The organism is Pantoea sp. EKM10T, from assembly GCF_011800685.1.
Taxonomy (GTDB): Bacteria; Pseudomonadota; Gammaproteobacteria; order Enterobacterales; family Enterobacteriaceae; genus Pantoea; species Pantoea agglomerans.
Genome location: NZ_JAALEU010000001.1, coordinates 413,828 through 437,706, shown reverse-complemented (window position 1 = coordinate 437,706; position 23,879 = coordinate 413,828). Strand labels below are relative to the sequence as shown.

Sequence of the window (23,879 nt, the reverse complement as noted above, 5' to 3'; positions counted from 1 at the left end):
TCAGCGGCGTTCAAGCCACTGTTCGATGGTACTCAATGCCAGACGCAGTGGCTGCGCCTCGCGGGAAATTTTGCTCTGCAGACTGGCACCCAGCCACAGCAGCGACAGCAATTCCGCCATCTGCGCGGGGGGCTGCGGCAAACTCAGCGACTCCTGCTGCTCTGCGGCAATCAGGGTCCGGGCGTAGAGTGCCGTGATCTTTCCGGCACCCTGCTGCAGTGCATCACGCATCGGCTCTGAGAGATCGCACACCTCCGCGGAGACTTTGACGCCCAGACAGCCTACGATGTGGCCCTGCTGAACAAACAGATCAACGGCAGCACGAAAATGGTTAAGCAGACGCTCACGCGGCGTGCCTTCGGTCTGGTTAAGCTGCAACGCCACATCCTGCAGGAAACGCGCAAAATAGCGTTCCAGTAACGCCACGCCAAACGCCTCTTTAGAACGGAAGTAGTAGTAGAAGGAGCCTTTCGGCACCGCCGCCTGCGTCAGCAGTTCGCTGAGGCCCATTCCGGTAAAGCCGCGTTGCAGACAGAGTTGCTCACCTGTCTGGAGCAGGTGTTCGCGGGTTTCGTTGCGTTGTAGCGTCTTATTCATGGCAGTAAGATTAGTAGACCAGTCGGTCTAATGCAACGCAACCCTCTCTATTTGGCACAGAGTGTTCACTCCTGAGTCAAAGAACAGGATAATTCTGACCGGGTGTGGCTTACTTCCTGCGCAACCAGGCTACGCTTTTTACTGGACTGTTTATTCTGTGAATCCGGAGGCGTGGTGGCCGAGCAGCTTGAGTTTTTCCCGGTTCCCAGCCCCTGTCGCGGCATCTGCCAGACTGATGCGCGCGGCTACTGCCTGGGATGTTTACGCAGCCGCGATGAGCGGTTCAACTGGCTGCGCTTCAGCGATGCGCAAAAGCGTGAGGTCATTCGTCTTTGTCAGCAGCGGCGTCAGCGTCTGCAACGGCAACAGAAAGGTGAGGAGCCACACGCGCCACAACAGCCGGAGTTATTCTGACGACTTTGCGCTTTCCGTTATACTCTCTGACACGCTAATTTCAGCCAACGCGCAACAGGGAGAACGTCATGTTAGAACCGCAAGCCATCGCCTCACAGGGGCCCGATTTTTCACCGCTGGTCATGGGGTACTGGCGTCTGATGGAGTGGGGGATGTCGCCACAGGAGCGGGTCGCCTTTATTGAGCACCACGTGAGGCTCGGCATCACTACCGTTGACCATGCGGACATCTACGGTGACTACCAGTGTGAGGCGGCGTTTGGCGAGGCACTGAAACTGGCACCCGGTTTGCGCGACCAGCTACAGATTGTCACCAAGTGCGGCATCGCCACCCGCGCCCAGCCTGAGCATCAGATAGGCCACTACATTACCGACAAACGTCATATCCTGCAGAGTGCTGAAAACTCACTGCGCCATATCCACACCGATCGTCTCGACCTGCTGCTGATCCATCGTCCCGATCCACTGATGGAGGCTGACGAGGTGGCCGAAGCCTTTATGGCGCTGCATCACAGCGGCAAGGTTCTGCATTTTGGCGTCTCTAACTTCACACCATCACAGTTTTCCCTGCTGCAATCCCGTCTGCCGTTCTCGCTGGTGACAAATCAGCTGGAGATCTCACCCGTGCAGCAAAGTGTGCTGCTGGATGGCTCGCTGGATCAGTGTCAGCAGCTGCGTATTCGTCCGATGGCCTGGTCCTGTCTGGGTGGCGGTCGCCTGTTTAACGATCCCCATTTCCAGCCGCTGCGTGACGAACTGGAAGCCGTGCGGCAGGAAACCGGTGCCACCAGCCTGGATCAGGTGGTCTATGCATGGATACTGATGCTGCCATCGCGCCCGCTGCCAATCATCGGCTCAGGTAAAACGGCGCGGGTCAGCGAAGCCGCCGGAGCACTGAACTTATCCCTGTCGCGTCAGCAGTGGTTCCGTATTCGCAAGGCGGCGCTGGGATTTGATGTGCCCTGAAGCGTAAAACTGCGTCAATCTCCGGCAAAATAGTGCAATAGCGACCAGACTTATCTCAAACCCTGGTATGCAAATGGAGTCACCATGAAAATGAAAGCAGTTGCCTTATTCGCACTGATCGCCTGCGGTTCAGCACAGGCTGCCAGCGAGCAGGTTACGATCCATCAGGTTACCGCTGAAGGGATTGGGAAATCGCTGGGCACCGTTAAGATTGACGAGACACAGTATGGTCTGCAGTTCACGCCGGATCTGCAGGGCCTTCAGCCAGGCATTCATGGTTTCCATGTTCATGCTAAAGGCAGCTGTGAGCCGGGCGAGTCTGAAGGCAAAGTGGTCGCCGCCGGTGCGGCGGGTGGTCACCTTGATCCGGCCAACAGCGGCAAACATCTGGGGCCTTATGCAGAGGGGCACATGGGCGACCTGCCCGCGGTCTATGTCGATGACAAAGGCAGCGCCACTTATCCGGTGCTGGCGCCGCGTCTGAAATCGTTAAAAGAGATCAAAGGCAAAGCGCTGATGGTGCACGTCGGCGGTGACAATCATGCCGACCATCCTAAACCGCTGGGCGGTGGCGGTGCACGCTACGCCTGCGGTGTAATCTGAGTTTCCGGGCGGCAGGCGATGGCCGCCCGCTTTTCTCCTGCCTGTTTATGAATTGTTGTACCATCCCTGACATTTCCCCCCTATGATATTGATTCAGGTAAGAAAGCGTGATCGGGAAAGGAGCAGGAAAATGAAATTCAAGGGCGCATTACTGCTGTGTCTGCTGCTGGTGGGATGCGATAAACCCAATGATACGCAACTGGTCACCGAAACCGGACGCGAACTGCAGCGCACCATCGATACCAACCCAATGCGTATCACCTGTGAAAAGATCGCGAAGGGTCGTGAATGGCTGAGCCGCAACATGGTGCGTAAGCTGGAAGCGCAGGGTTGCGATCAGGTCTTTCGCAGCGCCACCGAAACCAATTTCACGGATAGCACTATTTATCGCCGCACCATGACTATGGTGTGCGGTGGCATTCATGGTCAGAGTTTTACCGGTACCGAACTGACACGCCGGTTTATCTTCTCACCCGATGAGAAAGTGCTGGTGATTGAACCGATGACCGAAATGGATAAAACCCGCTTCGAAGGCCATAAAACGCTGCAACAGCTGCAGGATGATTTTAACCGGCAACAGCAGCAATATTGCCAGTGATCACTCCGGCACCGCCTGCTTCAGCTGTGCCAGTGAACAGCGTAACCGCCAGATAATCCCCGCCAGCTCGCTGGCCTCATTGCTTTCCAGTGCCAGTAACGCGGTGATGGTCTCCTCCAGTTCCGTCAGCATCCGATCCAGCGAGCTGTGGCGCACGCCGCGGCTGCTGATAATCTGCTGTAAGTCTTGCAGGCAGTGATCGCGAAACCCCATCAGTGCGGCTGAACCGGCGCGCCATTCACGCAGCTGCCAGACGATATGCGAGCAGTTGAGCAGCACCACGCCCCAGCGCAGTAGCCAGACGCGAGCCTGCTCATCCCGGCTGTGACTGAGCTGGCTGATACGGTGGTAAATCTGCGATTCGAAGCGGCTCTCACTGAGCCGGGGCCGCTGCCGCAGCTGATCGAGAAACGCCAGCCGCAGCGCCCGGATATGCCGTCGGCTGCGCCGCGCATCGGAGCTGGGTCGCAGAATCTGGAACGCCAGCCAGGCGAGCAGCACCCCGCAGACTTTGGCGATGTTATCGTTAAAGAAGTCCTGATAATCAAATGTGGGCGGATTAGTCACCGCGATAAACGAACCCATAAAGACGATGAACTGTCCCCACATCCCGGCGCGCTGCTTCTGCTGCAGCTTAAAGAGTTGCAGCGTCACCAGCAGCGGGAACAGAAACAGCAAAAACTGCCACAGCTGACTGATCTGCACCATCAGCCCAAACTTCATCACAAAACTAAACGCAAACAGCCACAGCAGGGTCTTCAGCAGCAGCGTGACGCTGCCGCCAGGTGAGGGCGATGAAGCGTAGAGCACACAGGCTATGGCGGTTAAGGTGAGCGCGGCTGCACCGGAAGACCATTGCGTATTGATCCAGAAGGCGCAGCCCAGCACGATAACGCTGAAGGTACGCAGGGCGCTCCAGCCCGCCTCGGCGCTGTCACTGTCGCGCGCCAGCGCCGGAACCGGCGGTGGCTGAAAACGGGTGTCGGCATCGGCGCGATCCAGCAGGCGGATCCAGCGCAGCACGTTGAGGTACATCCAGCAGAAGTAGCGCAGCCGCTGACAAAAAGCGCGCTGCCGGTAGTCGCCATCCGCTGCCGGGGTCACGCTGCGCAGGATTTGTGCCAGACGATATTTATCACACGCCGGTTTCGCCAGCTCCGCCATCAGTTGTTGCAGCGCCTCAAACAGCGCCTCAGGCGCGTCGGGCCAGTTTAGCAGCATGCGTCGCAGGCTGGAGAGCACGCTGGTGAGTCGCAGCTGCTGGTGCAGCACATAGTTCAGCACGTTGTTCTGTCGGCGAAAGCGGTAGTGGCTCCAGAACGCCTGAATCCGCAGCAGATTCATGGTCAGAATCTGGCTGATGACATTTTCATGCGCGGTCCGGATGGTCTCGCTGGCTGAGGGCTGCAGCAGTAACACCGCATGTTCCAGCAACCGGGCATGCATCTGTTTCAGTGAGGTAATCAGCGTCTCACCATCGGAGGTACTCGGCAGTACCATCATCATCAATCCGGCGCAGAGAATGCCGGAGATCACCTCGCAGACCCGTGCCTGAGCGATGGTCCATAGCGAGGTGATATCGGTGATGTTAACGCTGCTAAAGGCGATGATGGCGGCGGTGTAGCCCGCCAGCGAAAAGGCGTAGGCAACGTTATTCTGGTAGTGATTCGCTATGCCGGTACAGAGCGCCAGCCAGCCGGCAATGGCAAAGGTAAACAGCCACGGCTCATTAAGCGTATGTCCGGCGATCAGCAGCGCGGCGCTGGCCCCCATCAGACTGCCAACAATTCGCCCCAGACTTTTACTGATCGCGCCGCCGACGGTGGGAAAGCTAATCACGGCGGCAGAGGTCATTGCCCAGTAGGGCTCATCCAGATCCAGTCCGTAGGCGATGCTCAGCGCCAGGCACATCGCAATAGCGTTACGCAACGCATAACGCCACTGGCCGGCGTTCGCCTTAATCCAGGGAAGTTGATCCCAGGCCAGCCACTGAAAATTCATGGCTGGATGGTGATGGTGCAGCTGGTTCCCGCCACCAGGTCTGCATCGGCAGGGAGCGGGTCGAGACGAATACGCACCGGCACTCGCTGCGCCAGCCGCACCCAGGGCACGTTGGGTTTGATATCGGGCACCAGGCCGCTGTCGGTCTCAATGCTCTGGTCATAGATGGCGCGGCCAATGCTATCCACCTGACCCTGCAGCCGCATGCCATTGCTGTAGAGCACCACCTGGGCCGCTGCGCCTGGGTGAATATGGCGCAGTTTGGTCTCTTCGAAGTAGCCCATTACGTAGTAAGAGTGACTGTCGACCAGGGCAAACAGAGGCGAACCCGCGGTGGCATAGTTGCCGGGACGCAGCGTCAGATTGGTGATCCAGCCATCCGCCGGTGCGGTCAGCGTCGTCTGCTGCAGATTCCAGCGCGCCCGTTCCCACTCCGCCTGTGCCGCTTTGGTGCTGGCGGCCGCCGCGCCGGCGCTTAATCGCGCGGCATCAAGGTCCTCTGCGGAGATGATGTTGCGCGGCAGGCTGCTGCGACGATTAAATTCATGCTGCGCTTTCGCGAGATCCGCCTGCGCTTTGCTGAGCTGGGCGGCGGCATTGTCGAGCGCGATCTGCCACGGCACCGGGTCCAGCGTTAACAGCTGCTGGCCCTGATGCACAAACTGATTGTCTTTGACCTTCAGTTGCGTAATTCGTCCCGACACCTGAGGCGTGATATCCACCAGCTCTGCCCGTACTTTCCCGTCACGGGTCCAGGGCGACTGCATGTAGTAGTGCCAGAGCCAGCCACCGGCCAGCAGCGCCAGGGCAAACACAATCAGCGTGGAGAAGTATTTTACCGCGTTAAATTTCATATCGATTATCCGTGACCGATGAGCCAGAGTGCGGCGGTAACGCACAGCACAAACAGGGAGAGATCAAACAGGGTGGGATGCCAGACATCGCCGGAGTAGATCCAGCCACGCACCAGAGGGTGGATCAGCAGCCAGAAAAAGAAGCCGAGGATCACCGCTTTGAATATCGGCGGGAAAAACAGTGAGGCGCCCACCACCAGATCGGTCAGCGGATTCGCACCTGAAAAAGCAGGAGTGAGCACGTGATAACATCCTTCGTTAACCCAAACAGCAGAGTGAAAGCGCTGCCACGTTATCGTGGCCTGGTCCGGGATTTGTAATTTGTCCTGTAAACTCGCAGAATAGTGTAAAATCTGGCTTGATAGCTAGCAAGCTAATTATAAGGAGATGAAATGGATACGCCCCTCGGAACGGATTTATCTCGCCTGGTGCGCATCTGGCGCGCGTTGATTGATCAGCGGCTGAAGCCGCTTGAGCTGACTCAGACTCACTGGGTGACGTTGCACAATATTCATCAACTGCCGCCCGAACAGTCCCAGATTCAGTTAGCCAAGGCGATTGGTATTGAACAGCCTTCGCTGGTGCGCACGCTGGATCAGCTGGAAGAGAAAGGATTAATCACCCGTTCGACCTGCGCCAACGATCGTCGTGCCAAGCGCATTAAGCTGACGCAGCAGGCCGAGCCGATTATCGAACAGGTTGAGAGTGTGATTGATGAGACGCGGGATGACATTTTGTCCGGCATCAGTCGGGAAGAGATCAGTCAGATGGTGACGCTGATCGCCCGGCTTGAGAAAAACATTCTCGAACTTCAGCATAAAGAGAAATAAAAAAACCGACGCCCAGGCGTCGGTTTTTTGTTTAGCTTCATTAGCGAGGTGAAACCGTCACCTGGCTGCCGTTGGATGCCATCACAACACGCTGGCCAACAGAGTAACGCGTGGCGGCCTGTTTCTGAACCACCATGATGGTGTTGCCATCATCCTTACGGATTTCCAGCTCAACGCCATCGGTTTTATTGACTGCGCCCTGTACGCCCTGGCCTGCTACGCCACCCAGAACCGCACCACCGGCTGTCGCCAGGCTACGTCCGCTGCCGCCGCCAATGGTGTTACCCAGGAAGCCGCCCAGCACCGCACCACCGATAGCACCGATGACATTGCTCTCATCGCCGCCCTGGATTTTCACCGGACGTACTGAGACTAAGGTACCGTACGAAACGCTCTGCACCTGCTTAGCTTCACTGGCACTGTAGGTATCACCCGACAGCGTACTGGTATTGCTACAACCTGCCAGCATCACACCGGCCAGAGCGACCACAATTACACGCTTAATCATTTGAAACTCCTTTAGTCGAGAAGGTGCCACGTTTACCGCTGTATCCTGCTCACAGTATAAGACACAAACCTGGCAAATTAATCCCTGTCCGAATAAAACACGGCTGGACGAAGCATAGACTATGCAGGATCAACAATAATTCAATCGTGGACTAAAAATAGTCCCATTACGTTATCAGTCAGCACGATTGGATAAAAAGAATTTAATCATAGAATTAGCGATCATTATTTGTCAGGCTAACCGCAGATGAATCGCACTTCCCGCCGGAAGTAAGGAATGGCTATGAAATCAGGACGCTATATTGGGGTAATGTCAGGCACCAGCCTGGATGGAGTGGATGTGGTGCTGGCTGCCATTGATGAAAATATGGTGGCGCAGCAGGCCAGCTACTGCCATCCGATGCCACCAGAACTGCGTCAGGCGATTCTGGCGATATGTCAGGGACAGTCCCTGACGCTGTCGCAGCTCGGCCAGCTTGATACCCACCTCGGCCAGCTGTTTGCTGAAGCGGTAGTGACATTAATGAAGCGCGAATCGCTTGAAGCCAGCGATATCACGGCGATTGGCTGTCATGGTCAGACCGTCTGGCATGAGCCGCAGAGTGACGCACCCAATACGCTGCAGATTGGCGATCATAATCAGATCGTGGCGGCCACCGGCGTCACCGTGGTAGGGGATTTCCGCCGCCGTGATATGGCGCTGGGCGGGCAGGGCGCGCCGCTGGTGCCTGCCTTTCATCAGGCGCTGCTGATGGATGCCACTGAACGCCGCATGGTGCTGAATATTGGCGGCATCGCCAATCTCTCGCTGCTGATCCCGGGTCAGCCGGTGCGCGGCTTCGATACCGGCCCCGGCAATATGCTGCTGGACGCCTGGATCTGGCGTAATCAGGCTCAGCCGTATGACAAAGATGCGCAGTGGGCGCGCAGCGGGTCGGTGATTCCGGCACTGCTGGAGGCGCTGCTACGTGAGCCCTGGTTTGCGTTGCCGCCGCCGAAAAGCACCGGGCGCGAACATTTCAACCTCAGCTGGCTGGAGCAGCATCTGCGCTATTTCCCGGGTCTGGCTGCGCAGGACGTGCAGGCTACGCTGGTCGAGCTGACCGCCATCACCATCACGCAGCAGGTGTTACTCAATGATGGCTGCGACCGTCTGCTGGTGTGTGGCGGCGGCAGCCGCAATCCGCTGCTGATGGCACGACTGGCAGCGCATCTTCCGGGAACGGAAGTAACGACTACCGATGCGGCGGGTGTCAGTGGTGACGATATGGAGGCGCTGGCGTTTGCCTGGCTGGCTTTCCGCACGCTCTCCGGCCTGCCGGGCAATCTGCCTGCGGTGACGGGCGCACGGGAAAAAAGCGTGATTGGCGCAATCTTTCCGGCGAATTCACTCTACCGACGCTAAGCAGTGAGTCGGGGGCAATCTGCCCCCGCAGGATGACAGGCGGCCGTCAGGCGGCGCCGGAGAGATGCGTCAGGTTGCGAACGCCAGTAATCACCGAGGCAACCATGGTTTCACGTCGGGTAATCACCTCAACCTGATAAAACCGGCTGCGGTAGGCGATGGAATAGATAACGGGATGGTACTTATTACCTTCTCCGTAGCGGGAGTAGTGCGCTTCAAGCGCACGAGTCGCTGCGAGAATATGGGAGGGTTCTTTATCACCGCGGATGATTTGCTTCATTCAGTTCCTCAAATGCTGTCCCTGGAGTCACGTCGCACGCATGGCGCGTAGCGCTGGCCTAAACACTGAACATCTGACTGCTAAACATTTAATCACTGACTGGGTAATGACTGACTCTGCCGCGGGAAGATGACAGAAAGATGATCCCCCGAGGCTGTTAATTATTTAGCAGCCGCCGGGTGATCCAGCAAGGCAGGAAATCGCAAATTCATCCAAATAGCAGAGGCGGTCAGATCAGCTCCGGCCAGGCTACGGCCGCAACGCCATTGAGTACAGGTTTTGAGAACAGAAAGCCCTGAAACTGGGTCACGCCTGCCGCTTCAAGCCACATCCACTCTTCCGGCTGTTCAATACCCTCGGCGATAACACCGATCTCCAGCGAGGAGCAGCATTTCAGAATGGCATGAATGATCGCCTGCTTCGGCCCACTTTTATGCACATCAGCGATGATGGTTCGGTCGATTTTAATCTTGTCAGGCTGAATGCGCGTCAGCAGCGACAGGCCGGCAAAACCGGCACCGAAATCATCCAGCGCCAGGCTGATGCCGGCCGCCTTCAGCTGCCTGATGGCGGCTTCAAAGGCCTCAGGCTGCGAGATAATTTCATTCTCGGTGAATTCAACCATGATCTGCTCTGGCACCAGTCCCTGCGCAGCAATCTCATCCAGCAAAAACGGGACGGCGTCGGGCACTTCCACCAGCGTCATCGGCAGCAGATTGATCGACAGAGTCATTCCCTCAATCCCCAGCTGCTTCGCCTGGGCGAAGGCGATCTTTTTCGACCTCAGATCGAGCTGATAGAGCTGCTCACGTGACAGTCGGGCAAAATAGTCGAGCGGCGGTTCACCCTGCGGGCCGCGCAGCAGCGCTTCCAGCGAGACGATTTCGCAGGCGAAGGGGTCAACGATCGGCTGAAAAGCAAAGCTGACCTCATCCGCAGCCACCAGCGATGCGTTGCCTTCACGCTGTTCTGACTCGTCACAGATAAACGTCCAGCCGCTGGCGGCCGGGATCTCAAAATAGTTCTCTTTTTCCCGCGCTTCGACAAAGGTGCGCAGGAACTGCAGTGCGCGATCGGCATAGGTCAGCTGATACTTTGTGGTGCACTTTGCCAGCACCGCCTCCAGTACCGTCTCTTTATCATGCAGCCGCAGATCGAACAGCTCCATACCGACGTGGCCAAAACGGCGTGCCGGGGCGTAATCGCGCAGCAGTTCGACCAGATTATGGTGGCGTGGATCCTGGCAAATCCGGCTATAGACTGCATTTACCGCCGCCTCCGGCCCTTCCAGCAGCTGGAAAAAATGCGTTCCATTGAATAATAAAATTCCGGTGACGCTTGAGGATTTATTGATTTTATTCGCTTTCCGCGCCAAACCATTCAGGATCTCAAGCGGCACATGTTCAGTAATGTGGCTGCGATAGATGATTGTCGACAACATAAAGGTTTCCGGAATTTTTTATTTTTTGTTATGGCACCTTACCAGAAGCTTCTTCCGGGGAAAACGAGGGCCAGTACGTCTTTCTCACTCTGACTCTGTTTTAATCAACCGGCAGCGTGGTATCGCCCGTTCCCAGAGAGCGCTGCATAAAAACGGTATCCAGCCAGCGACCCTGTTTGAAACCCACCGAGCGCAGGATGCCTGTCATCTCAAAGCCTGCGGCGCGATGTACGGCAATCGAGCCCTGATTCTCGCTGTCGCCGACGTTGGCGATCAACTGGCGGAACCCTGCCTGCTCAGCCCAGCGGATTGCATGGTTTAACAGGCGCGAACCGGCTCCGCGCTTCTGAAATCCGGGATCGATATAAATTGAGTCCTCCAGCGTATGCCGGTAGGCATGGCGCGGACGATAAGGCGTCAGATAACAGAACCCACGCACTTCTCCCTCGCTGACGGCGATAAACCACGGCAGGCCCGCCTGCTGAATCTTCCGCATCCGCTCGCCAATCTCTGCCGCGTCGGGCGGCACTGTCTCAAATGAGCCGGTGCCGTTAAGGACATGCCAGGCGTAGATCTGCTGAATCGCCATGATGTGGCGTTCATCTGCCTCAAAAATTTCCATTATGCGGTTTTGCCCCGAAAGTCTGCACCTGGTGGAAAAACAACGGTATAGCGGGCGATGTGAGGGCGCAATATAAATATTACGCGCTCATGAAATTTTATGAGTGCGTCGTTCGCCAGGATTATTCCTGGCAGGAAGCAGATAAAAAATCACGTCGGTTTAGTGCCACTACTGAATGGTAATTAAGCCTATTCTGAAAACAGCGTCAGCCGGATGATCCGGGCCGGCGTTAAGGCTATTATCTTCGCGATTCTGATGGGGTTGATTTATTAACTGGAGGCGCAGCGTGATGCGATTTGTTGATTTTCTGAATAGTAAGCAGGGGCTGCGTGCAGCAAGAAATCACTGCTTTGAATTAAATGGTGTGGTACTGGGCCATTTTACTGCGTTATTCCTGCATGATAACCAGATTATTTTTACCAAAGATGGTAAGCAGTGTGCTGTGCCTTATTATCTGGGTCCCGAAGAAGATTTGCTTCAGCAGAAAATAAATCCACGCATTAAAAATATTCGCGCGATCTGAATGGACGCCGCGATGAGTTTATCGCTTCAGCCATAACACCTGCGTAATATTTCCTCATTCCCCGGGCGATAATATTGGCACTGTCTGGTAAATAGCATCGACGCTATTTCTAACTTCCCTGTTTTCTTCCAACCCATTCGTTTACGCCTGCTTATTTACCCGACTCGCTGCTGTTCTGCGCGGGTGCAATAAACAGCAGCAGCAGGGCGCTGACCGCAAACAGCGTTAATGCCGTACTGGCTCCCAAAGAGGCGTAGAGCTGACCAAACAGCAGCGATCCCGCTACCTGGCCCACCGCCAGCATAAAGAACAGGATGCCGACGCCAGTCGCCGGATCTTCAGCAGTGGCGCGTGCGCCCCACACCAGCAGCACGCCCGATAGGGTGACGTAACCTGCGCCACAGCAGGCAACCGCGATCGCTAAGCCGGTGGATTCGCCCCGACTCCAGGCCAGCACCAGCAGTGGCACTGCCATCCCGCACAGTGAGAGCCGGTATACACCCTTCAGCCCGATACGGGCAGCGACCGGGCCGGTTGCCGCACCCACGATGCCTGCTCCTCCGGCAATCAGCCAGAGTAAGCGGGCGGTCTCCTCATCAACACCGACATGCTGTCGCAGCAGCGCTGACCCAAAGCTCCACCAGGCAGCACTGACCAGACCCGAAATCAACGCAATACTCATCAGACGATGCATGGAGCGGCGATACAGCCGCTGGTGCCAGTGACGCACTCTGGTGGGGCGACTGGCGGCGTGACCTGATAACACGCGCATCACCGGCAGTACACAGGCCAGCGACAGCAAAGCGAACAGCAGACAGGCGGCACGCCAGCCGCCGGGCAGAACGCTCAGGATGACTACCGTCAGGATAATGCCCGCGCTGGTGCCGGCATTGATCAGGGTATTGATGCGCGGCTGACCCGCAGCAGGGATTCGATCACTGACCGCCGCCGCCAGGGCAGGTGAAGCCAGACCGGCACTCAATCCGGCAATAAAGAGTCCGGCCGCCAGCAGCAGTGTTGATGAGGCACAGGCGAGCAGCAGCAGACCCGCCGTCGCACTGAGTGAGGCCAGCAGCGCCGTCAGCCGGGTGCCATAGCGATCCGCCAGCGCGGCTGCGGTAAGAATAGTGAGGCAATATGCCACAAAGCTGCAGGCTGACAGCATACCCGCCTGCTGCGGGTTGAAGGGGATCTCCGCTGAAATAGCGGGCAGCATCAATCCCCATGAGAAGCGCGCCATGCCATAGGTCACGGCGATCAGGCTGAAGCCGGTCAGCGCCAGCGCGATGGGCGCTCTCATCCTGTCGCCCTGTTCTGAAGTAACTGACTGACGATCTGCGCCGCCTGTTGAGCAGCGGCGGGACCGGTAATCAGCGCCGTGGTAATGGCACCCTCAAAGAGTATCCAGATAGCATCACTCAGCGACTTATCTTCAGCACCGCGCAGATGCGTCACACAATGGGTGATATAAGCCCGCATCGTGGCCCGGAAGGCTAGCGCCTGAGCGGCCAGTTCACTGTCCCGCTCGGCATACTCTCCCCAGGCTTTAAGAAAGAAGCAGCCACGGGCACCGTTCGCCTCCGTCCACTCGCCCAGCACCCTGAACAGATGCGCTATCGCATCAGGCTGTTGCGGTGGCAGCAGATCGGCCATAAAGCGCTGCTCGCGCGCGTCGAGTACCGCTGCGGTCAGCGCTTCGCGTGAGGCGAAGTGATGATAGAGCGTGCGGGTAGAGACGCCCGCTTCGCGACAGATATTGTCGGTGCTGGTGGCGTGGAAACCGTGGGTGTAGAAGAGCCGCTCGGCGGCCTGGGTGATATCGTTTCTCTTTTTCATGCTTTAAAAGTAAACCGATCGTTTTACTTTTTCAAGCCGGTCGCTGTTAATTACGCCCGCCGGTATTGATAAATCCCTGATGCCAGGGGAGCTGGCGTTCCGCTTAAAGGCACGCTGTGCACCACTTTCACTCTTATTCAGGTTCAGTTTATCAATACTCATAAATACCCCTGCGGGGGTGATATTTTTCAGCTTCTGCTCTAATCATATCTGAGTAGCGCGTCACCTCTGGCGCGCGGATTGATTTTATAAGCTATTGTTTTTAAGGTGTTGTTTTGATTTTTTCTTTTTTAGTGATGCATTAGCAGTATAAATGTAATCGGGGCGACAGAGAGGGTGAGGGCGTTACAGCGCGTGGAATGCCTGAAGCGATATAAGCAATGAAAAAGGGCATATTCTCAAAGTCAGCCAGACTTACGCAATAAAGTGGTTTTAGGGATAATTCTCAGTTAGTTTAATAAAGCTTCAGATTACAAAAAAAACCTCTTACGAATTTTGGTTCGTTTTTTAAGATACATACAGCAACTATCAGGATGACTACCATGCTCAAAGCCAGCTACTATTATCTGTGCCCGCGTCCCATGGGTGGATGGATTTTACACAAAGAAGGTTGCGTTAATCTGTCAAAGAACGATAAACGCGTTTTTATTGGTTCGCTTTATACCCGCCAGCAGGCGCTGGCCGTGGCGAAAGTCCATCACGCTAATGCCATACTCTGTAATGCCTGCCTGAGCACTTTTATTTGCCCGACCAGCAGCACGGCAATTAAACCGGCACGCGCGGCAACGCCAACCCGCCATACGCCAAAACATTAATTTGTATGCAGGCAGTTATTGTTCTGCTGTGGCAGAAGGATAATAAAGGGAATTAATGCTGCGGGCCGGTTAGAATAAAAAAAGGCAGCGTAAAGACGCTGCCCTGTTCTTTATTTAAGCCTGTTTAGGCTGGCCATTTGAAGCGGTAATTCCGCCATCAACCGGCAGATTAACGCCGGTAATATAACTGGCTTCATCGCTGGCAATAAAGAGAATGGCACGGGCGATATCATCCGCTTCACCGGCCCGGCGCAGTGGAATACGGTCGTAAAAGCGCTCCAGCAGCGCCTGATCCTGTTTGGCATCTTCGGTCAGATCGGTAAAGGTAAAGCCGGGACAGATTGCATTGACTCGTACGCCATCTGCGCCGTAGTCCATCGCCAGCGCACGGGTGAAGTTGGTAATCGCCCCTTTAGCCGCGTTGTAGATGCTCATGCCCCAGTCGCCGCCTAAACCGGAAACGGAAGAGATGTTAACCACGTTGCCTTTGCTCTTTAACAGGGCAGGCATGAAATAGTGTACGCCGTGGAAAACCCCATCAAGGTCAGTTTTCATCAGGGTTTTCCATGCGTCGAGGTCGACTTCATGGATGCGGCCCTGCACGATGACGCCGGCGTTATTTACCAGTACGTCAACACGGCCATACTTCTTCAGCACGGTTTCTGACAGCTGTTTAACCTGTGCGGCTTCTGAGACGTCGCAGGCAGCCACCAGGTGATCGCCTGGCGTCATGTCGGCCAGCGTCTCTTCCAGTTTCTGCGCGGTACGGCCCACCAGCACCACTGATGCACCCTCTTCAGCGAAGCGTTTTGCGCTGGCTTCGCCAATGCCGGATCCGGCACCTGTCACAACCACAACTTTCTGCGTAAATCTGGACATTATGCCTCCTTTTCAGCATCAATTCTCACTGTTAACAACCGGTTAAGCCTGGCAGCGATCGCCAGAAACACAAGCGCAGCGCGAAATGCGCTGCGCCAGATGACTGCTTTTTAACCGGGTGAGCGGCTATGGACGTCTGAACAGGGCGAAGCTGCGTCCTTCCAGTTCGAAATCCTTCTCTTTGGTGATCACCAGACCGCGCTTCGCGGTGTCGCTGGTGGTCAGTTCCAGCACCCAGCCGCCTTCACCAAACTGCGGGATCTGGAACGGTACATTGCCTTCAAACGGATTGAACAGCATCAGGACGTCGTGCCAGATGCCTTCCTCGGTCTGGAGATCCGGTCGGCCGATATAAACCCCCAGCGTTGAGCCTTCGTCCCACTGCTCAGCCTGCTGGAAGCCGCCACCGGCGTTAAACCATTTGATATCCATGCCATCACGCCAGTTTTCACGGCGCAGTAACGGCTGCTGAGCACGTAACGTCAGGATCTGGCGGGTGAACTCGCGCAGCGCCTCGGCAGATTCCGGCAGGTTATCCCAGTGTACCCAGGAGATTTCGCTGTCCTGGCAGTAGCCATTGTTGTTGCCCATCTGGCTGCGGCCAAACTCGTCGCCCGCCAGCAGCATTGGCGTACCGTGTGAGAAGATCAGCGTGGCGAGGAAGTTGCGCTTCTGACGCTCACGCACCGCGTTGATGCCTTCATCATCGGTCGGGCCTTCAACCCCGTAGTTGTAAGAGCGGTTGTCGTTGTGGCCGTCGTTGTTGTCTTCGCCATTCTCCGCGTTATGTTTGTCGTTGTACGACACCAGATCGTTGAGGGTGAAGCCATCGTGCGCGGTGATAAAGTTGACGCTGGCCCATGGACGACGACCGTGCTGATCGTAGAGATCGCCGGAACCCAGCAGGCGGGCAGCAAAGTCTGTGGAGACGTTGTTGCCTTTCCAGTAGTCACGCACCGTATCGCGATACTGATCGTTCCATTCTGCCCAGCCTGGCGGGAAGCTGCCCACCTGATAGCCGCCCGGACCGATATCCCAGGGTTCACCGATCAGCTTTTTCTGCGACAGGACCGGGTCCTGCATGATGGCATCGAAGAAGCCGCCGCGCGGGTCAAAACCATCAGGCTCACGACCGAGAATGGTACCCAGATCGAAACGGAAGCCGTCGATATGCATTGATTCTGACCAGTAACGCAGCGAATCGAGCACCATCTGCAGCACACGCGGATGCGAGGTGTTGACGGTGTTACCGGTACCGGTGTCGTTGATGTAATAGCGATGCTGGTCTGGCAACGTACGGTAATAGGAGAAGTTATCGATGCCTTTAAACGACAGCGTTGGCCCCAGCTCATTCCCCTCGGCGGTGTGGTTGTAAACCACGTCGAGGATCACCTCAATACCGGCATCATGGAAGGCTCGCACCATGTCACGGAAGCCCTGAATGCCGCGCGGCCCAAAGTAGCGGGTGGCGGGGGCAAAGAAGTTCAGCGTGTTATATCCCCAGAAGTTTTTCAACCCTTTATCCAGCAGGTGCTGGTCATCCGGGAACCAGTGTACCGGCAGCAGTTCGACCGAGGTAATGCCCAGGCTTTTGATGTAGTCGACGGTCGATTTGTGGCTCATGCCGTCAAAGGTGCCGCGCATTTCAGGTGGCAGGGCGGTGTTGAGCTGCGTGAAGCCCTTAACGTGGGTTTCATAGATGACGGTTTTCGGCCACGGCACATTCGGGCGGTTTTTATCCTGCCAGTCGAATTCGTTGGGATCGATCACCCGGCACTTTGGCGTAAACGGCGCGCTGTCGCGGCTGTCGAAGGTCAGATCTTTATCGTCATGATAGAGATCGTAAGCGAAGTGCGCCTCGTTCCACGCGATGTCTCCCGCCAGTTCACGGGCGTAGGGATCGAGCAGCAGCTTGTTCGGGTTAAAGCGATGACCATTTTCCGGGTCATAAGGGCCATAAACGCGATAGCCATAGAGCGCGCCGGGCTGCAGGCCCGGAATATAGCCGTGCCATACTTCATGGGTATATTCCGGCAGCTCCAGACGGGCAATTTCCGTTTTACCGCTGGGATCGTACAGACAGAGTTCAACCCGCTCGGCGTGGGCGCTGAACAGGGCGAAGTTCACGCCCTGACCATCAAAGTTGGCCCCCAGTAAATGGCTGTATCCCGCCGTAATTTCAAAACGCTGACTGTTTGACATTTATGCCTCGTTATTCAATGAACAGATTGACGCGTAATAAAAAAAGTTATTTCCGGAATTCACTGTGCCACCAGCACGGCACACCACTGCGATGCCAGCCCGGTAAGCGGCAACTGGTCGCCCGCAGCCACCGTTTTACCGGTCAGCACATCCTGGTAGCGGCGCTGGCCCAGTGCGGTGGGCATCGCAATGACCGTGTCAGCCCAGCGCGCAGCGGGCGGCTGGTCGAGATTCTCCGGCAACTGGTTAAAGACCCGGCGTGACACAACCACTATCACCGCCTGATCCTGTCCGGTGCGGGCAAAGGCCAGCACATTATTCTGCTGCTCGCCCTCTGCCGACAGTGCCAGATAGTCACCGTGGCGGAACAGGGCAGGCTGCTGCTGACGCAGCGTCAGCAGCTTCACAATCGCCTGCTGATTGACCTGACCGCGCAGCCAGTGCGCCTCGCTGCCGTCGTGCTGTGGCGCGTTAAGCATCGCCGCCAGCGCGTCGAAATCGGGTTCGCGGCGGTTATCGGGATCGACCAGGCTGAAGTCCAGCGCCTCGCTGCCCTGATAAATATCGGGTACGCCAGGCGCCGTAAGCTTCACCACAGTCTGGGTCAGACTGTTGACCAGACCGGCACGCATAAAGGGTTGCAGCGACTGGCAGAAGTCACTGAGGAAGGTGCTGTTGGCGGGCGCAAGCAGGTGACGGGCATAGCCCAGCACTGCCTCCTCATAGGCGTCGTTATTGTCGGCCCAGTCGGTACGCAGCTTGGCTTCACGCAGCGCTTTTTCCACATAGACCACAAAGCGGGCTTCCAGCGCCGCCAGACCTTCCGCATCCTGCGGCTGCAGGGTGGTTGGCCAGACGCCCGCCAGCGCTTCATACAGCATCCACTCCACGGCCGGTTCGGGTGCCGGACCATCTTTCAGACGTATGACCTGATCGTGGTTCATCTCCCGCCAGCGGTTGACGCAATCCGCCCAGCGTTGCGGCGCTTCGGTAAGGGTATAGAGTCGCGCACGCGCATCTTCACCGCGCTTGGTGTCGTGCGTAGAGGTGCCCGACAGCGCATCGGGCTGATGTTCGCGCCGCGCCTGCATTTCAGCGTGAAACTGATCCAGCGAGAAGTGGCGCGCCAGCGGTTCAGCGCCGACTTCATTCAGCGCCAGCGCCATGTGCTGACGGAAGAAGAGGGTATCTTCCACCGATTTCGCCATCAGCGGTCCGGTCAGCTGCTGGAAGCGGGTGCGGAATTGCGTGGCATCGTCGCGAGCGGAGTCGGCAACCTCTGCGCGCAGAATATGGGTCAGGAAATCAAGCGCCTGACTGTCGGGCGCATGGGCACTGGCTTTGACCTCGCTGACCACCTGTTGCAACAGCGCGGTGTCGGCTGGGGTCAGGCCCTGCGGCGTACCGTAGGTGCGATAGACCGGGAACGCCACCAGCAGTTCACGCAGCGCATTCTTCAGTTCCGCTTCCGGCTGTGGCGTGCCTTCTGCGTCGGCAATCTTCAGTGCCAGCTGCAGTAACCGGTTAAATTCACCGGCAAAATTGCGGTTTGCCATCAACAGTTTGGCGGCGCGCAGCTCCGCTTTCATATCAACGGTTTTACCGATGACGGCCTGATACGCTTTGCGCAGTCCGCTCAGCTGATCGCTGTCGACCAGCAGATTGGCGAGTGCGGCCATAAATTCATATCCGGTGGTGCCGGAAACGGGCCATGCATCAGGCAGCTGTTCATTGTCACCCAGGATTTTCTCCACGGTGAGATAGCAGTCGGGACCGGCAGCCTGGCGTAACTGTTCCAGATAGCCGTGCGGATCGGCCAGGCCATCCACGTGGTCGACGCGTAAGCCCTGCACCGCACCGCTGTGAACCAGTTCCAGGATCAGCTGATGTGCGGCATCAAAGACCGCTTTGTCTTCCACGCGCACGCCCACCAGACCGGTGACTTCAAAGAAGCGACGGTAGGAGAGATCGTTGGGCGCATCGCGCCAGGACATCAGCCGCCACGGCTGCTGGTCATGCAGTTCAGCAATCTCCGCCGCGTCGCGCAGGGCGAGCACCGCTTCTTCCCGATCCTGCCAGGTCTCAGGTGCCAGCGGATAGAAATTGTCGAAGTAGGCCAGCGCCGGTTTGCCGGTCTGCGGATCGCGCTTCACGCTGATCTCGCCGTTGGCCAGCACCGCCTCAAAGGTGTCACCGAGGAACGGCAGCGTCAGGCGACGTGACCAGTCGATATCGAAGTAATGCGCATAGCGGCTCTGTTCGCCATGCTCAATGACGTCGCGCCACCACGGGTTCTCCAGCGAGGCGGCCATATGGTTAGGCACGATGTCGAGGATCAGCCCCAGCCCGGCGGCTTTCAGCGCGGCAGCCATGCGATCAAATCCTTCACGGCCGCCAATCGATGGCTCGATCTGGTTAACGTCGGTCACGTCGTAGCCGTGGGTCGATTCAGCGGTAGCGCTGAAGATCGGTGACGCGTAAAGATGGCTGATACCCAGCTGCTTCAGGTAGGGCACCAGCGCCGCCGCACGGTCAAACGTCATGCCGTTGCGGAACTGAATGCGGTACGTTGCGGTTGGAATATTCATTCTGCTTCTCTCTTAGCCAGGCGAACCACGATAGCGTTGGGAATCAGTTCGCTGGCGGCCTGCGGCCAGGCAAACAGCGTTTCGCCTGGCAGATCGGGGATCGGCTGTGTGCTGTTGCCGACGTTCAGCGCCAGTGACAGCGTGCCCTGCGGGAAGTCCCAGCGCACCGCGAGGAAACCTTCCGCCGTTTTCACCACCTGACCGGCATCGCCACCGGCGGTCTGCAGCAGCGGCACGATATGTTGCTGACGCAGGGCCAGCAGCTGACGCATCAGCGCCAGCCACTGCTGACCTTCCGGCGTTTCTGTTCGCTGCCAGTTAAGCTTCGACTGTTCAAAGGTGGTGACATCGTTAGGATCCGGCACAGTTTCGCCGTGACCGGCATGGCCTTCAAACTCTCTGGCGCGACCTTCACGCACCGCTTTGGCCAGATCGCCGTGGAAATCGGTGAAGAACAGGAACGGCCGGGTTTCGCCATACTCTTCACCCATAAACAGCAGCGGAATATGAGGCGAGACCAGCAACATCGCCAGCAGCACCTGGGTGCGCTCTGCGCCGGCCAGGCTGATGAGCCTTTCGCCCTGCGCACGGTTGCCCGTCTGGTCATGGTTCTGGATGAAGTCGACAAAGGCGACCGGCGGCTGGCTGCTGCTTTTCACGCCGCGTGGCTCGCCCGACTGCGGCGAGACTTCGCCCTGATAGACAAAGCCTTCTGCCAGCGCCCGCGCTACCCGCTGTTCCGGCTGGTCGGCGAAATCCTGGTAATAGGCGTGGCTTTCACCGGTTGCCAGCACATGCACGGCGTTGTGGAAGTCATCGTTCCATTCGCCGGTAAACAGCGGAGCATCCCCGTTTTCGTCACGCGGATGCAGGAAGGTGACGTTACGGCAATCTTCGGTGGTCAGATGAATAGGGCGGTCGGTAATCGAGGCGCGGATGCGCTCAGCAATGTCAATCAGCACATGCTTGTCGCTGGGATCGTCAATCTGATCGATGGCGTCAAAGCGCAGGCCATCCAGATTAAACTCCTGCAGCCAGTAGAGCGGCGCTTCCACGATATAGCGGCGCACCGCATCAACGTCATAGGCGATACCGGCGCCCCACGGCGTCTGGCGCGCTTTGTGGAAGAAGTCTGGTGAGAGCAGCGGCAGATAGTTGCCCTCCGGGCCGAAGTGGTTCAGCACGATATCCAGCACTACCGACAGACCGTGGCCGTGTGCTGCGTCAATAAAGGCTTTAAAATCATCGGGTGTGCCGTAGGCAGCATGCGGTGCATAGAGCAGCACGCCATCGTAGCCCCAGCCGCGATTCCCGCCGAACTGCGACACCGGCAGCACTTCAATCATGGTAATGCCGGTTTCAGCCAGCGTTGGCAGCTTCTCAATCGCCGCCCGGAAGGTGCCCTCAGGCGTAAAGGTGCCGATGTGCAGTTCATAGACCACCGACTCCTGCCATGGACGACCCTTCCAGCTCGTGTTCTGCCACTGATAAGCGTCAGGATCGATCACCAGCGACGGGCCATTGACCTCTGCTTTCTGAGCGCGGGCGGCGGGATCGGGCACCGCTGTACCATCGGCCAGCACATAATCATATTCGGCATTGGCTGCCACACCAGCGACCTGAGTTTCAAACCAGCCGTCAGCCTGCGGCGTCATCTCAATGTCTTTACCGGAGAGCCGCAGCGTCACGCGTTGCTGACCGGTTGCCCAGAGGCGGAAACGCACCTCGTCGCTGGCAACCCGTTCAGCGCCCCAACTTTTAAAAAAAGATTTGGATTCCATTCAGTTGCCTCATTTAGCCTGGAAATGCGCGATGGTGGCCACCGCACGAAAAGGATGTCGATGACGCAAGCGTCAAAAAATCTTAAAGCTATCAGCGAGACCAGGAGGCCAGGTGGGCTGGCGCGTCTCTTCAGTCAGAAAGCCGGACTGGTATTCAGCGTGGTGTGGCGGAAAACGGGCCGTGAGACCGCTTCCACGCGGCATACAGAGAGTAATCATAGACTAAGATGTTGCAATCGCAGGGCGGCGGGGGGTAGAGAGGCATTAATTTGCGTTAATTGCTGTGAATCTGCATCCGGCGGGGCGAAAGCAGGAGCCAGGCGCAGAAAAGCCTGCCGGATGGCGCCGATTCGCTATAAGCTTATGCGCGATGGCGCAGGTCGCTCCGGATGACCTGCGGCGCTGAACACTTCAGAAGGATGTTACGTGAGGAAAAGAGTTCTGTTAGCCGCGTTGTTGTTGCTGCTCTCCGCCTGTTCTAACCGGGTCGGACACAGGCTGGACAGCAGTAATCTGCAGCAAATTCATGCCGGTCAGACCACCAAAGCCCAGCTGATCGCGCTGTTTGGTCAGCCTGACAGTGAAACGCCTTACCCGGACGGGCAGCGGTTGCTGAAGTGGACCTACAGCGAGGCGCGCACCCTGAATACCACCGAAGGGCAGACGCTGACCGTGCAGATGAAAAATGACAAAGTGCTGAACTATGCGCTGAGTAAAAGTTAATGCGCTGAGCAAACGTGAATCACGGCGGCGGCAGATCGCCACCGCGCATTCTGGTTACTGCCCGCCGCTCTGCTGTGCATCCCGGCTGTCGGGGCGCGGCTGAGCCAGACGGGCAAAATCGGAGCCTGCCGGATGCTGATAAATCTGCAGCTCAAAGTGGCGGGCCATCGCGTAGATATACTCAAAGATCGCTGCTTGGGTATTTTCATAATCGGCCCAGAAAATAGAGGAGGTGAAGCAGTAGATCTCTACCGGCAATCCATCCGGCGACGGTTTCAGCGGTCGCACCACGATATACATCTCTTTCTGAATGTCGTCACGCTGCGCCAGCCAGGCGGTCAGGTATTTACGGAACACCATCAGATTGGTGATGCCGTTCTCCATAAACCAGCGGTCGCCCACGGCATTGATATCACGCCCATCCAGCAGCTCAGTAATCGATTCGCCAGCGAGACGGATCTGGCTCATCGCCTGCAGCATCTCCTGATTCACAAAGGTGATCGACTTCTGATCAAGATAAAAGCTGCGCATGATGCGGCGTGCGCCCGAGGAGAACATCGCCTGCCAGTTGGTGTAGGTCTCGGTCAGGAAGTTCTTGGTCGGGATGCGCGAAATGGTGTTGTCCCAGTTGCGGATGGTGATGGTATGCAGGGCAATATCGATCACTTCACCACTGATATTTCTGTCCGGCATCTCAATCCAGTCGCCCAGTTGCAGCACATCGTTAGAGGAGAGCTGAATATTCGCCACCAGCGACAGCAGCGTATGCTGGAAGATCAGCATCAGCACCGCGGCGACCGCACCCAGCGAGGAGATGATAATCGCCGGTGACTTGTTGGACATAATCGCCAGAATCATGATCGCGGCAATAATATGCACCAGAATTTTTCCGATCTGGATATAGCCTTTGATCGAGTGATTCTTGCGTTTTGATTTGCGCGAATAGGAGTTGTTAACAATCTCCAGCACTTCGTTGAAGAAGATCGACAGATAGACAAAAAACAGGATGCCGCAGATGGTCTGAATCGCCACTTTCAGATTTTCAGGCAGGCCCGGCATAAACTGCAGGAAATTGTAGACCACAATCACCGGCACAAAATTTGACAGCTTCTGAGAGAGGCGGACATCTTTATCCAGCGGCACGCCCTTTTTGTGGCTGCTGAAAAAGACCTTCCTGATCACTTTGACGATGAAAAATTTGCAGATCAGGTGAGTGACCATCCCGGCCATAATCAGCAGCAACAGGCTGAAGCTGATCGACAGTACCCTGTTTCCCTCAATAAAACTCATCAGACTCTGAATGTAATGCATGATAACCACGTGCAAAAAAGATAAGGGGCGAATTCAACCACAGCACGGGGACGGTTGTTAAGCGCCGAATGCGTTCAGGCTGAGCCGCACCGCTTTTTTTGCGT

At 56.8% G+C, this 23,879-nt stretch carries 24 protein-coding genes; 9 read left to right on the top strand and 15 right to left on the bottom strand.

Annotated features, from left to right (window positions below):
• Positions 1 to 597 carry a TetR/AcrR family transcriptional regulator gene (locus tag HFD95_RS02040; RefSeq protein ID WP_010245576.1) on the bottom strand — a complete coding sequence of 199 codons (597 nt, stop codon included), beginning with the start codon at positions 595 to 597 and terminating at the stop codon, positions 1 to 3.
• Between the two features lie 174 nt (positions 598 to 771).
• On the opposite strand from HFD95_RS02040, the gene HFD95_RS02035 reads away from it, so the two are divergent.
• From HFD95_RS02035 to HFD95_RS02020, 4 genes are all read left to right on the top strand, one after another.
• Positions 772 to 1,011: a DUF1289 domain-containing protein gene (locus HFD95_RS02035; protein ID WP_010245573.1), complete on the top strand. Its 240-nt coding sequence runs from the start codon at positions 772 to 774 to the stop codon at positions 1,009 to 1,011.
• A gap of 68 nt (positions 1,012 to 1,079) precedes the next feature.
• Positions 1,080 to 1,976 (top strand): aldo/keto reductase family oxidoreductase, encoded by an 897-nt coding sequence (locus tag HFD95_RS02030; RefSeq protein ID WP_010245570.1) that lies wholly within the window; start codon positions 1,080 to 1,082, stop codon positions 1,974 to 1,976.
• Positions 1,977 to 2,060: 84 nt separating this feature from the next.
• Positions 2,061 to 2,579 (top strand): superoxide dismutase family protein, encoded by a 519-nt coding sequence (gene sodC / locus HFD95_RS02025; RefSeq protein ID WP_167429774.1) that lies wholly within the window; start codon positions 2,061 to 2,063, stop codon positions 2,577 to 2,579.
• A gap of 130 nt (positions 2,580 to 2,709) precedes the next feature.
• Complete coding sequence (locus HFD95_RS02020) at positions 2,710 to 3,177, top strand: hypothetical protein (RefSeq protein ID WP_010245563.1); 468 nt, start codon at positions 2,710 to 2,712, stop codon at positions 3,175 to 3,177.
• Here HFD95_RS02020 and HFD95_RS02015 read toward each other — a convergent pair whose 3' ends face one another.
• The 3 genes from HFD95_RS02015 to HFD95_RS02005 are packed head-to-tail and all read right to left on the bottom strand — an operon-like array spanning position 3,178 to position 6,274.
• A complete protein-coding gene (locus HFD95_RS02015; RefSeq protein ID WP_167429773.1) occupies positions 3,178 to 5,178 on the bottom strand; it encodes an FUSC family protein in 2,001 nt (666 codons plus the stop codon). It abuts the gene before it with no gap.
• Positions 5,175 to 6,032 carry an HlyD family secretion protein gene (locus HFD95_RS02010; protein ID WP_167429772.1) on the bottom strand — a complete coding sequence of 286 codons (858 nt, stop codon included), beginning with the start codon at positions 6,030 to 6,032 and terminating at the stop codon, positions 5,175 to 5,177. Before HFD95_RS02010 ends, HFD95_RS02015 begins: the two co-directional genes overlap by 4 nt.
• A gap of 5 nt (positions 6,033 to 6,037) precedes the next feature.
• Positions 6,038 to 6,274 carry a DUF1656 domain-containing protein gene (locus HFD95_RS02005; protein WP_010245554.1) on the bottom strand — a complete coding sequence of 79 codons (237 nt, stop codon included), beginning with the start codon at positions 6,272 to 6,274 and terminating at the stop codon, positions 6,038 to 6,040.
• Between the two features lie 150 nt (positions 6,275 to 6,424).
• Between HFD95_RS02005 and slyA the strand changes: the two genes are divergently transcribed.
• A complete protein-coding gene (gene slyA, locus HFD95_RS02000; protein ID WP_010245551.1) occupies positions 6,425 to 6,862 on the top strand; it encodes a transcriptional regulator SlyA in 438 nt (145 codons plus the stop codon).
• A 40-nt stretch (positions 6,863 to 6,902) separates the two neighbouring features.
• Here slyA and slyB read toward each other — a convergent pair whose 3' ends face one another.
• The gene (slyB, locus tag HFD95_RS01995) at positions 6,903 to 7,370 is read right to left on the bottom strand and encodes an outer membrane lipoprotein SlyB (RefSeq protein ID WP_010245548.1); all 468 of its coding nucleotides are present in this window, start codon (positions 7,368 to 7,370) and stop codon (positions 6,903 to 6,905) included.
• Positions 7,371 to 7,652: 282 nt separating this feature from the next.
• Here slyB and anmK point away from each other — a divergent pair, with 282 nt between their 5' ends.
• Positions 7,653 to 8,774 (top strand): anhydro-N-acetylmuramic acid kinase, encoded by a 1,122-nt coding sequence (anmK, locus tag HFD95_RS01990; RefSeq protein ID WP_167429831.1) that lies wholly within the window; start codon positions 7,653 to 7,655, stop codon positions 8,772 to 8,774.
• Between the two features lie 46 nt (positions 8,775 to 8,820).
• On the opposite strand, the gene HFD95_RS01985 is transcribed toward anmK, so the two are convergent.
• The 3 genes from HFD95_RS01985 to HFD95_RS01975 all read right to left on the bottom strand — a co-directional run bounded on the left by HFD95_RS01985 (position 8,821) and on the right by HFD95_RS01975 (position 11,117).
• Positions 8,821 to 9,054 carry a DUF4060 family protein gene (locus HFD95_RS01985; RefSeq protein ID WP_010245542.1) on the bottom strand — a complete coding sequence of 78 codons (234 nt, stop codon included), beginning with the start codon at positions 9,052 to 9,054 and terminating at the stop codon, positions 8,821 to 8,823.
• A gap of 229 nt (positions 9,055 to 9,283) precedes the next feature.
• Positions 9,284 to 10,495: a diguanylate phosphodiesterase gene (locus tag HFD95_RS01980; protein ID WP_010670046.1), complete on the bottom strand. Its 1,212-nt coding sequence runs from the start codon at positions 10,493 to 10,495 to the stop codon at positions 9,284 to 9,286.
• Positions 10,496 to 10,595: 100 nt separating this feature from the next.
• The gene (locus HFD95_RS01975) at positions 10,596 to 11,117 is read right to left on the bottom strand and encodes a GNAT family N-acetyltransferase (RefSeq protein WP_167429771.1); all 522 of its coding nucleotides are present in this window, start codon (positions 11,115 to 11,117) and stop codon (positions 10,596 to 10,598) included.
• 289 nt (positions 11,118 to 11,406) lie between these two features.
• Between HFD95_RS01975 and HFD95_RS01970 the strand changes: the two genes are divergently transcribed.
• Entirely contained in the window at positions 11,407 to 11,640 is a 234-nt protein-coding gene (locus HFD95_RS01970) for a hypothetical protein (protein WP_010670048.1), read from the top strand.
• A 151-nt stretch (positions 11,641 to 11,791) separates the two neighbouring features.
• Here the strand turns inward: HFD95_RS01970 and HFD95_RS01965 are convergent, their stop codons facing one another.
• Positions 11,792 to 12,940 carry a sugar MFS transporter gene (locus tag HFD95_RS01965; protein WP_167429770.1) on the bottom strand — a complete coding sequence of 383 codons (1,149 nt, stop codon included), beginning with the start codon at positions 12,938 to 12,940 and terminating at the stop codon, positions 11,792 to 11,794.
• On the bottom strand, positions 12,937 to 13,476 hold the full coding sequence (locus HFD95_RS01960; protein WP_167429769.1) for a TetR/AcrR family transcriptional regulator: 540 nt from the start codon (positions 13,474 to 13,476) through the stop codon (positions 12,937 to 12,939). Before HFD95_RS01960 ends, HFD95_RS01965 begins: the two co-directional genes overlap by 4 nt.
• Positions 13,477 to 14,018: 542 nt before the next feature.
• On the opposite strand from HFD95_RS01960, the gene HFD95_RS01955 reads away from it, so the two are divergent.
• Positions 14,019 to 14,291: a hypothetical protein gene (locus tag HFD95_RS01955; RefSeq protein ID WP_010245525.1), complete on the top strand. Its 273-nt coding sequence runs from the start codon at positions 14,019 to 14,021 to the stop codon at positions 14,289 to 14,291.
• 114 nt (positions 14,292 to 14,405) lie between these two features.
• Here HFD95_RS01955 and HFD95_RS01950 read toward each other — a convergent pair whose 3' ends face one another.
• From HFD95_RS01950 to treZ, 4 genes are all read right to left on the bottom strand, one after another.
• Positions 14,406 to 15,170, bottom strand: a complete 765-nt coding sequence (locus HFD95_RS01950) for an SDR family NAD(P)-dependent oxidoreductase (RefSeq protein WP_010245522.1) — start codon at positions 15,168 to 15,170, stop codon at positions 14,406 to 14,408.
• 126 nt (positions 15,171 to 15,296) lie between these two features.
• Positions 15,297 to 17,372, bottom strand: coding sequence for a glycogen debranching protein GlgX (gene glgX, locus HFD95_RS01945; protein WP_010245519.1), 2,076 nt, complete (start codon positions 17,370 to 17,372; stop codon positions 15,297 to 15,299).
• Between the two features lie 59 nt (positions 17,373 to 17,431).
• Positions 17,432 to 19,960 (bottom strand): malto-oligosyltrehalose synthase, encoded by a 2,529-nt coding sequence (treY, locus tag HFD95_RS01940; RefSeq protein WP_167429768.1) that lies wholly within the window; start codon positions 19,958 to 19,960, stop codon positions 17,432 to 17,434.
• Positions 19,957 to 21,741 carry a malto-oligosyltrehalose trehalohydrolase gene (treZ, locus tag HFD95_RS01935; protein WP_167429767.1) on the bottom strand — a complete coding sequence of 595 codons (1,785 nt, stop codon included), beginning with the start codon at positions 21,739 to 21,741 and terminating at the stop codon, positions 19,957 to 19,959. Before treZ ends, treY begins: the two co-directional genes overlap by 4 nt.
• A 426-nt stretch (positions 21,742 to 22,167) precedes the next feature.
• Here treZ and HFD95_RS01930 point away from each other — a divergent pair, with 426 nt between their 5' ends.
• A complete protein-coding gene (locus tag HFD95_RS01930; protein ID WP_031292973.1) occupies positions 22,168 to 22,464 on the top strand; it encodes a hypothetical protein in 297 nt (98 codons plus the stop codon).
• Between the two features lie 54 nt (positions 22,465 to 22,518).
• On the opposite strand, the gene HFD95_RS01925 is transcribed toward HFD95_RS01930, so the two are convergent.
• Complete coding sequence (locus HFD95_RS01925; protein ID WP_010245507.1) at positions 22,519 to 23,775, bottom strand: mechanosensitive ion channel family protein; 1,257 nt, start codon at positions 23,773 to 23,775, stop codon at positions 22,519 to 22,521.
• Positions 23,776 to 23,879 lie beyond the last annotated feature (104 nt).

Bases quoted from the DNA above. Each gene is read 5' to 3' on its own strand.
- HFD95_RS02040 (WP_010245576.1), bottom strand. From the start codon at position 597: ATGAATAAGACGCTACAACGCAACGAAACCCGCGAACACCTGCTCCAG.
- HFD95_RS02030 (WP_010245570.1), top strand. From the start codon at position 1,080: ATGTTAGAACCGCAAGCCATCGCCTCACAGGGGCCCGATTTTTCACCG.
- sodC (WP_167429774.1), top strand. From the start codon at position 2,061: ATGAAAATGAAAGCAGTTGCCTTATTCGCACTGATCGCCTGCGGTTCA.
- HFD95_RS02020 (WP_010245563.1), top strand. From the start codon at position 2,710: ATGAAATTCAAGGGCGCATTACTGCTGTGTCTGCTGCTGGTGGGATGC.
- HFD95_RS02015 (WP_167429773.1), bottom strand. From the start codon at position 5,178: ATGAATTTTCAGTGGCTGGCCTGGGATCAACTTCCCTGGATTAAGGCG.
- HFD95_RS02010 (WP_167429772.1), bottom strand. From the start codon at position 6,032: ATGAAATTTAACGCGGTAAAATACTTCTCCACGCTGATTGTGTTTGCC.
- slyA (WP_010245551.1), top strand. From the start codon at position 6,425: ATGGATACGCCCCTCGGAACGGATTTATCTCGCCTGGTGCGCATCTGG.
- slyB (WP_010245548.1), bottom strand. From the start codon at position 7,370: ATGATTAAGCGTGTAATTGTGGTCGCTCTGGCCGGTGTGATGCTGGCA.
- anmK (WP_167429831.1), top strand. From the start codon at position 7,653: ATGAAATCAGGACGCTATATTGGGGTAATGTCAGGCACCAGCCTGGAT.
- HFD95_RS01985 (WP_010245542.1), bottom strand. From the start codon at position 9,054: ATGAAGCAAATCATCCGCGGTGATAAAGAACCCTCCCATATTCTCGCA.
- HFD95_RS01980 (WP_010670046.1), bottom strand. From the start codon at position 10,495: ATGTTGTCGACAATCATCTATCGCAGCCACATTACTGAACATGTGCCG.
- HFD95_RS01975 (WP_167429771.1), bottom strand. From the start codon at position 11,117: ATGGAAATTTTTGAGGCAGATGAACGCCACATCATGGCGATTCAGCAG.
- HFD95_RS01970 (WP_010670048.1), top strand. From the start codon at position 11,407: ATGCGATTTGTTGATTTTCTGAATAGTAAGCAGGGGCTGCGTGCAGCA.
- HFD95_RS01965 (WP_167429770.1), bottom strand. From the start codon at position 12,940: ATGAGAGCGCCCATCGCGCTGGCGCTGACCGGCTTCAGCCTGATCGCC.
- HFD95_RS01960 (WP_167429769.1), bottom strand. From the start codon at position 13,476: ATGAAAAAGAGAAACGATATCACCCAGGCCGCCGAGCGGCTCTTCTAC.
- HFD95_RS01955 (WP_010245525.1), top strand. From the start codon at position 14,019: ATGCTCAAAGCCAGCTACTATTATCTGTGCCCGCGTCCCATGGGTGGA.
- HFD95_RS01950 (WP_010245522.1), bottom strand. From the start codon at position 15,170: ATGTCCAGATTTACGCAGAAAGTTGTGGTTGTGACAGGTGCCGGATCC.
- glgX (WP_010245519.1), bottom strand. From the start codon at position 17,372: ATGTCAAACAGTCAGCGTTTTGAAATTACGGCGGGATACAGCCATTTA.
- treY (WP_167429768.1), bottom strand. From the start codon at position 19,960: ATGAATATTCCAACCGCAACGTACCGCATTCAGTTCCGCAACGGCATG.
- treZ (WP_167429767.1), bottom strand. From the start codon at position 21,741: ATGGAATCCAAATCTTTTTTTAAAAGTTGGGGCGCTGAACGGGTTGCC.
- HFD95_RS01925 (WP_010245507.1), bottom strand. From the start codon at position 23,775: ATGCATTACATTCAGAGTCTGATGAGTTTTATTGAGGGAAACAGGGTA.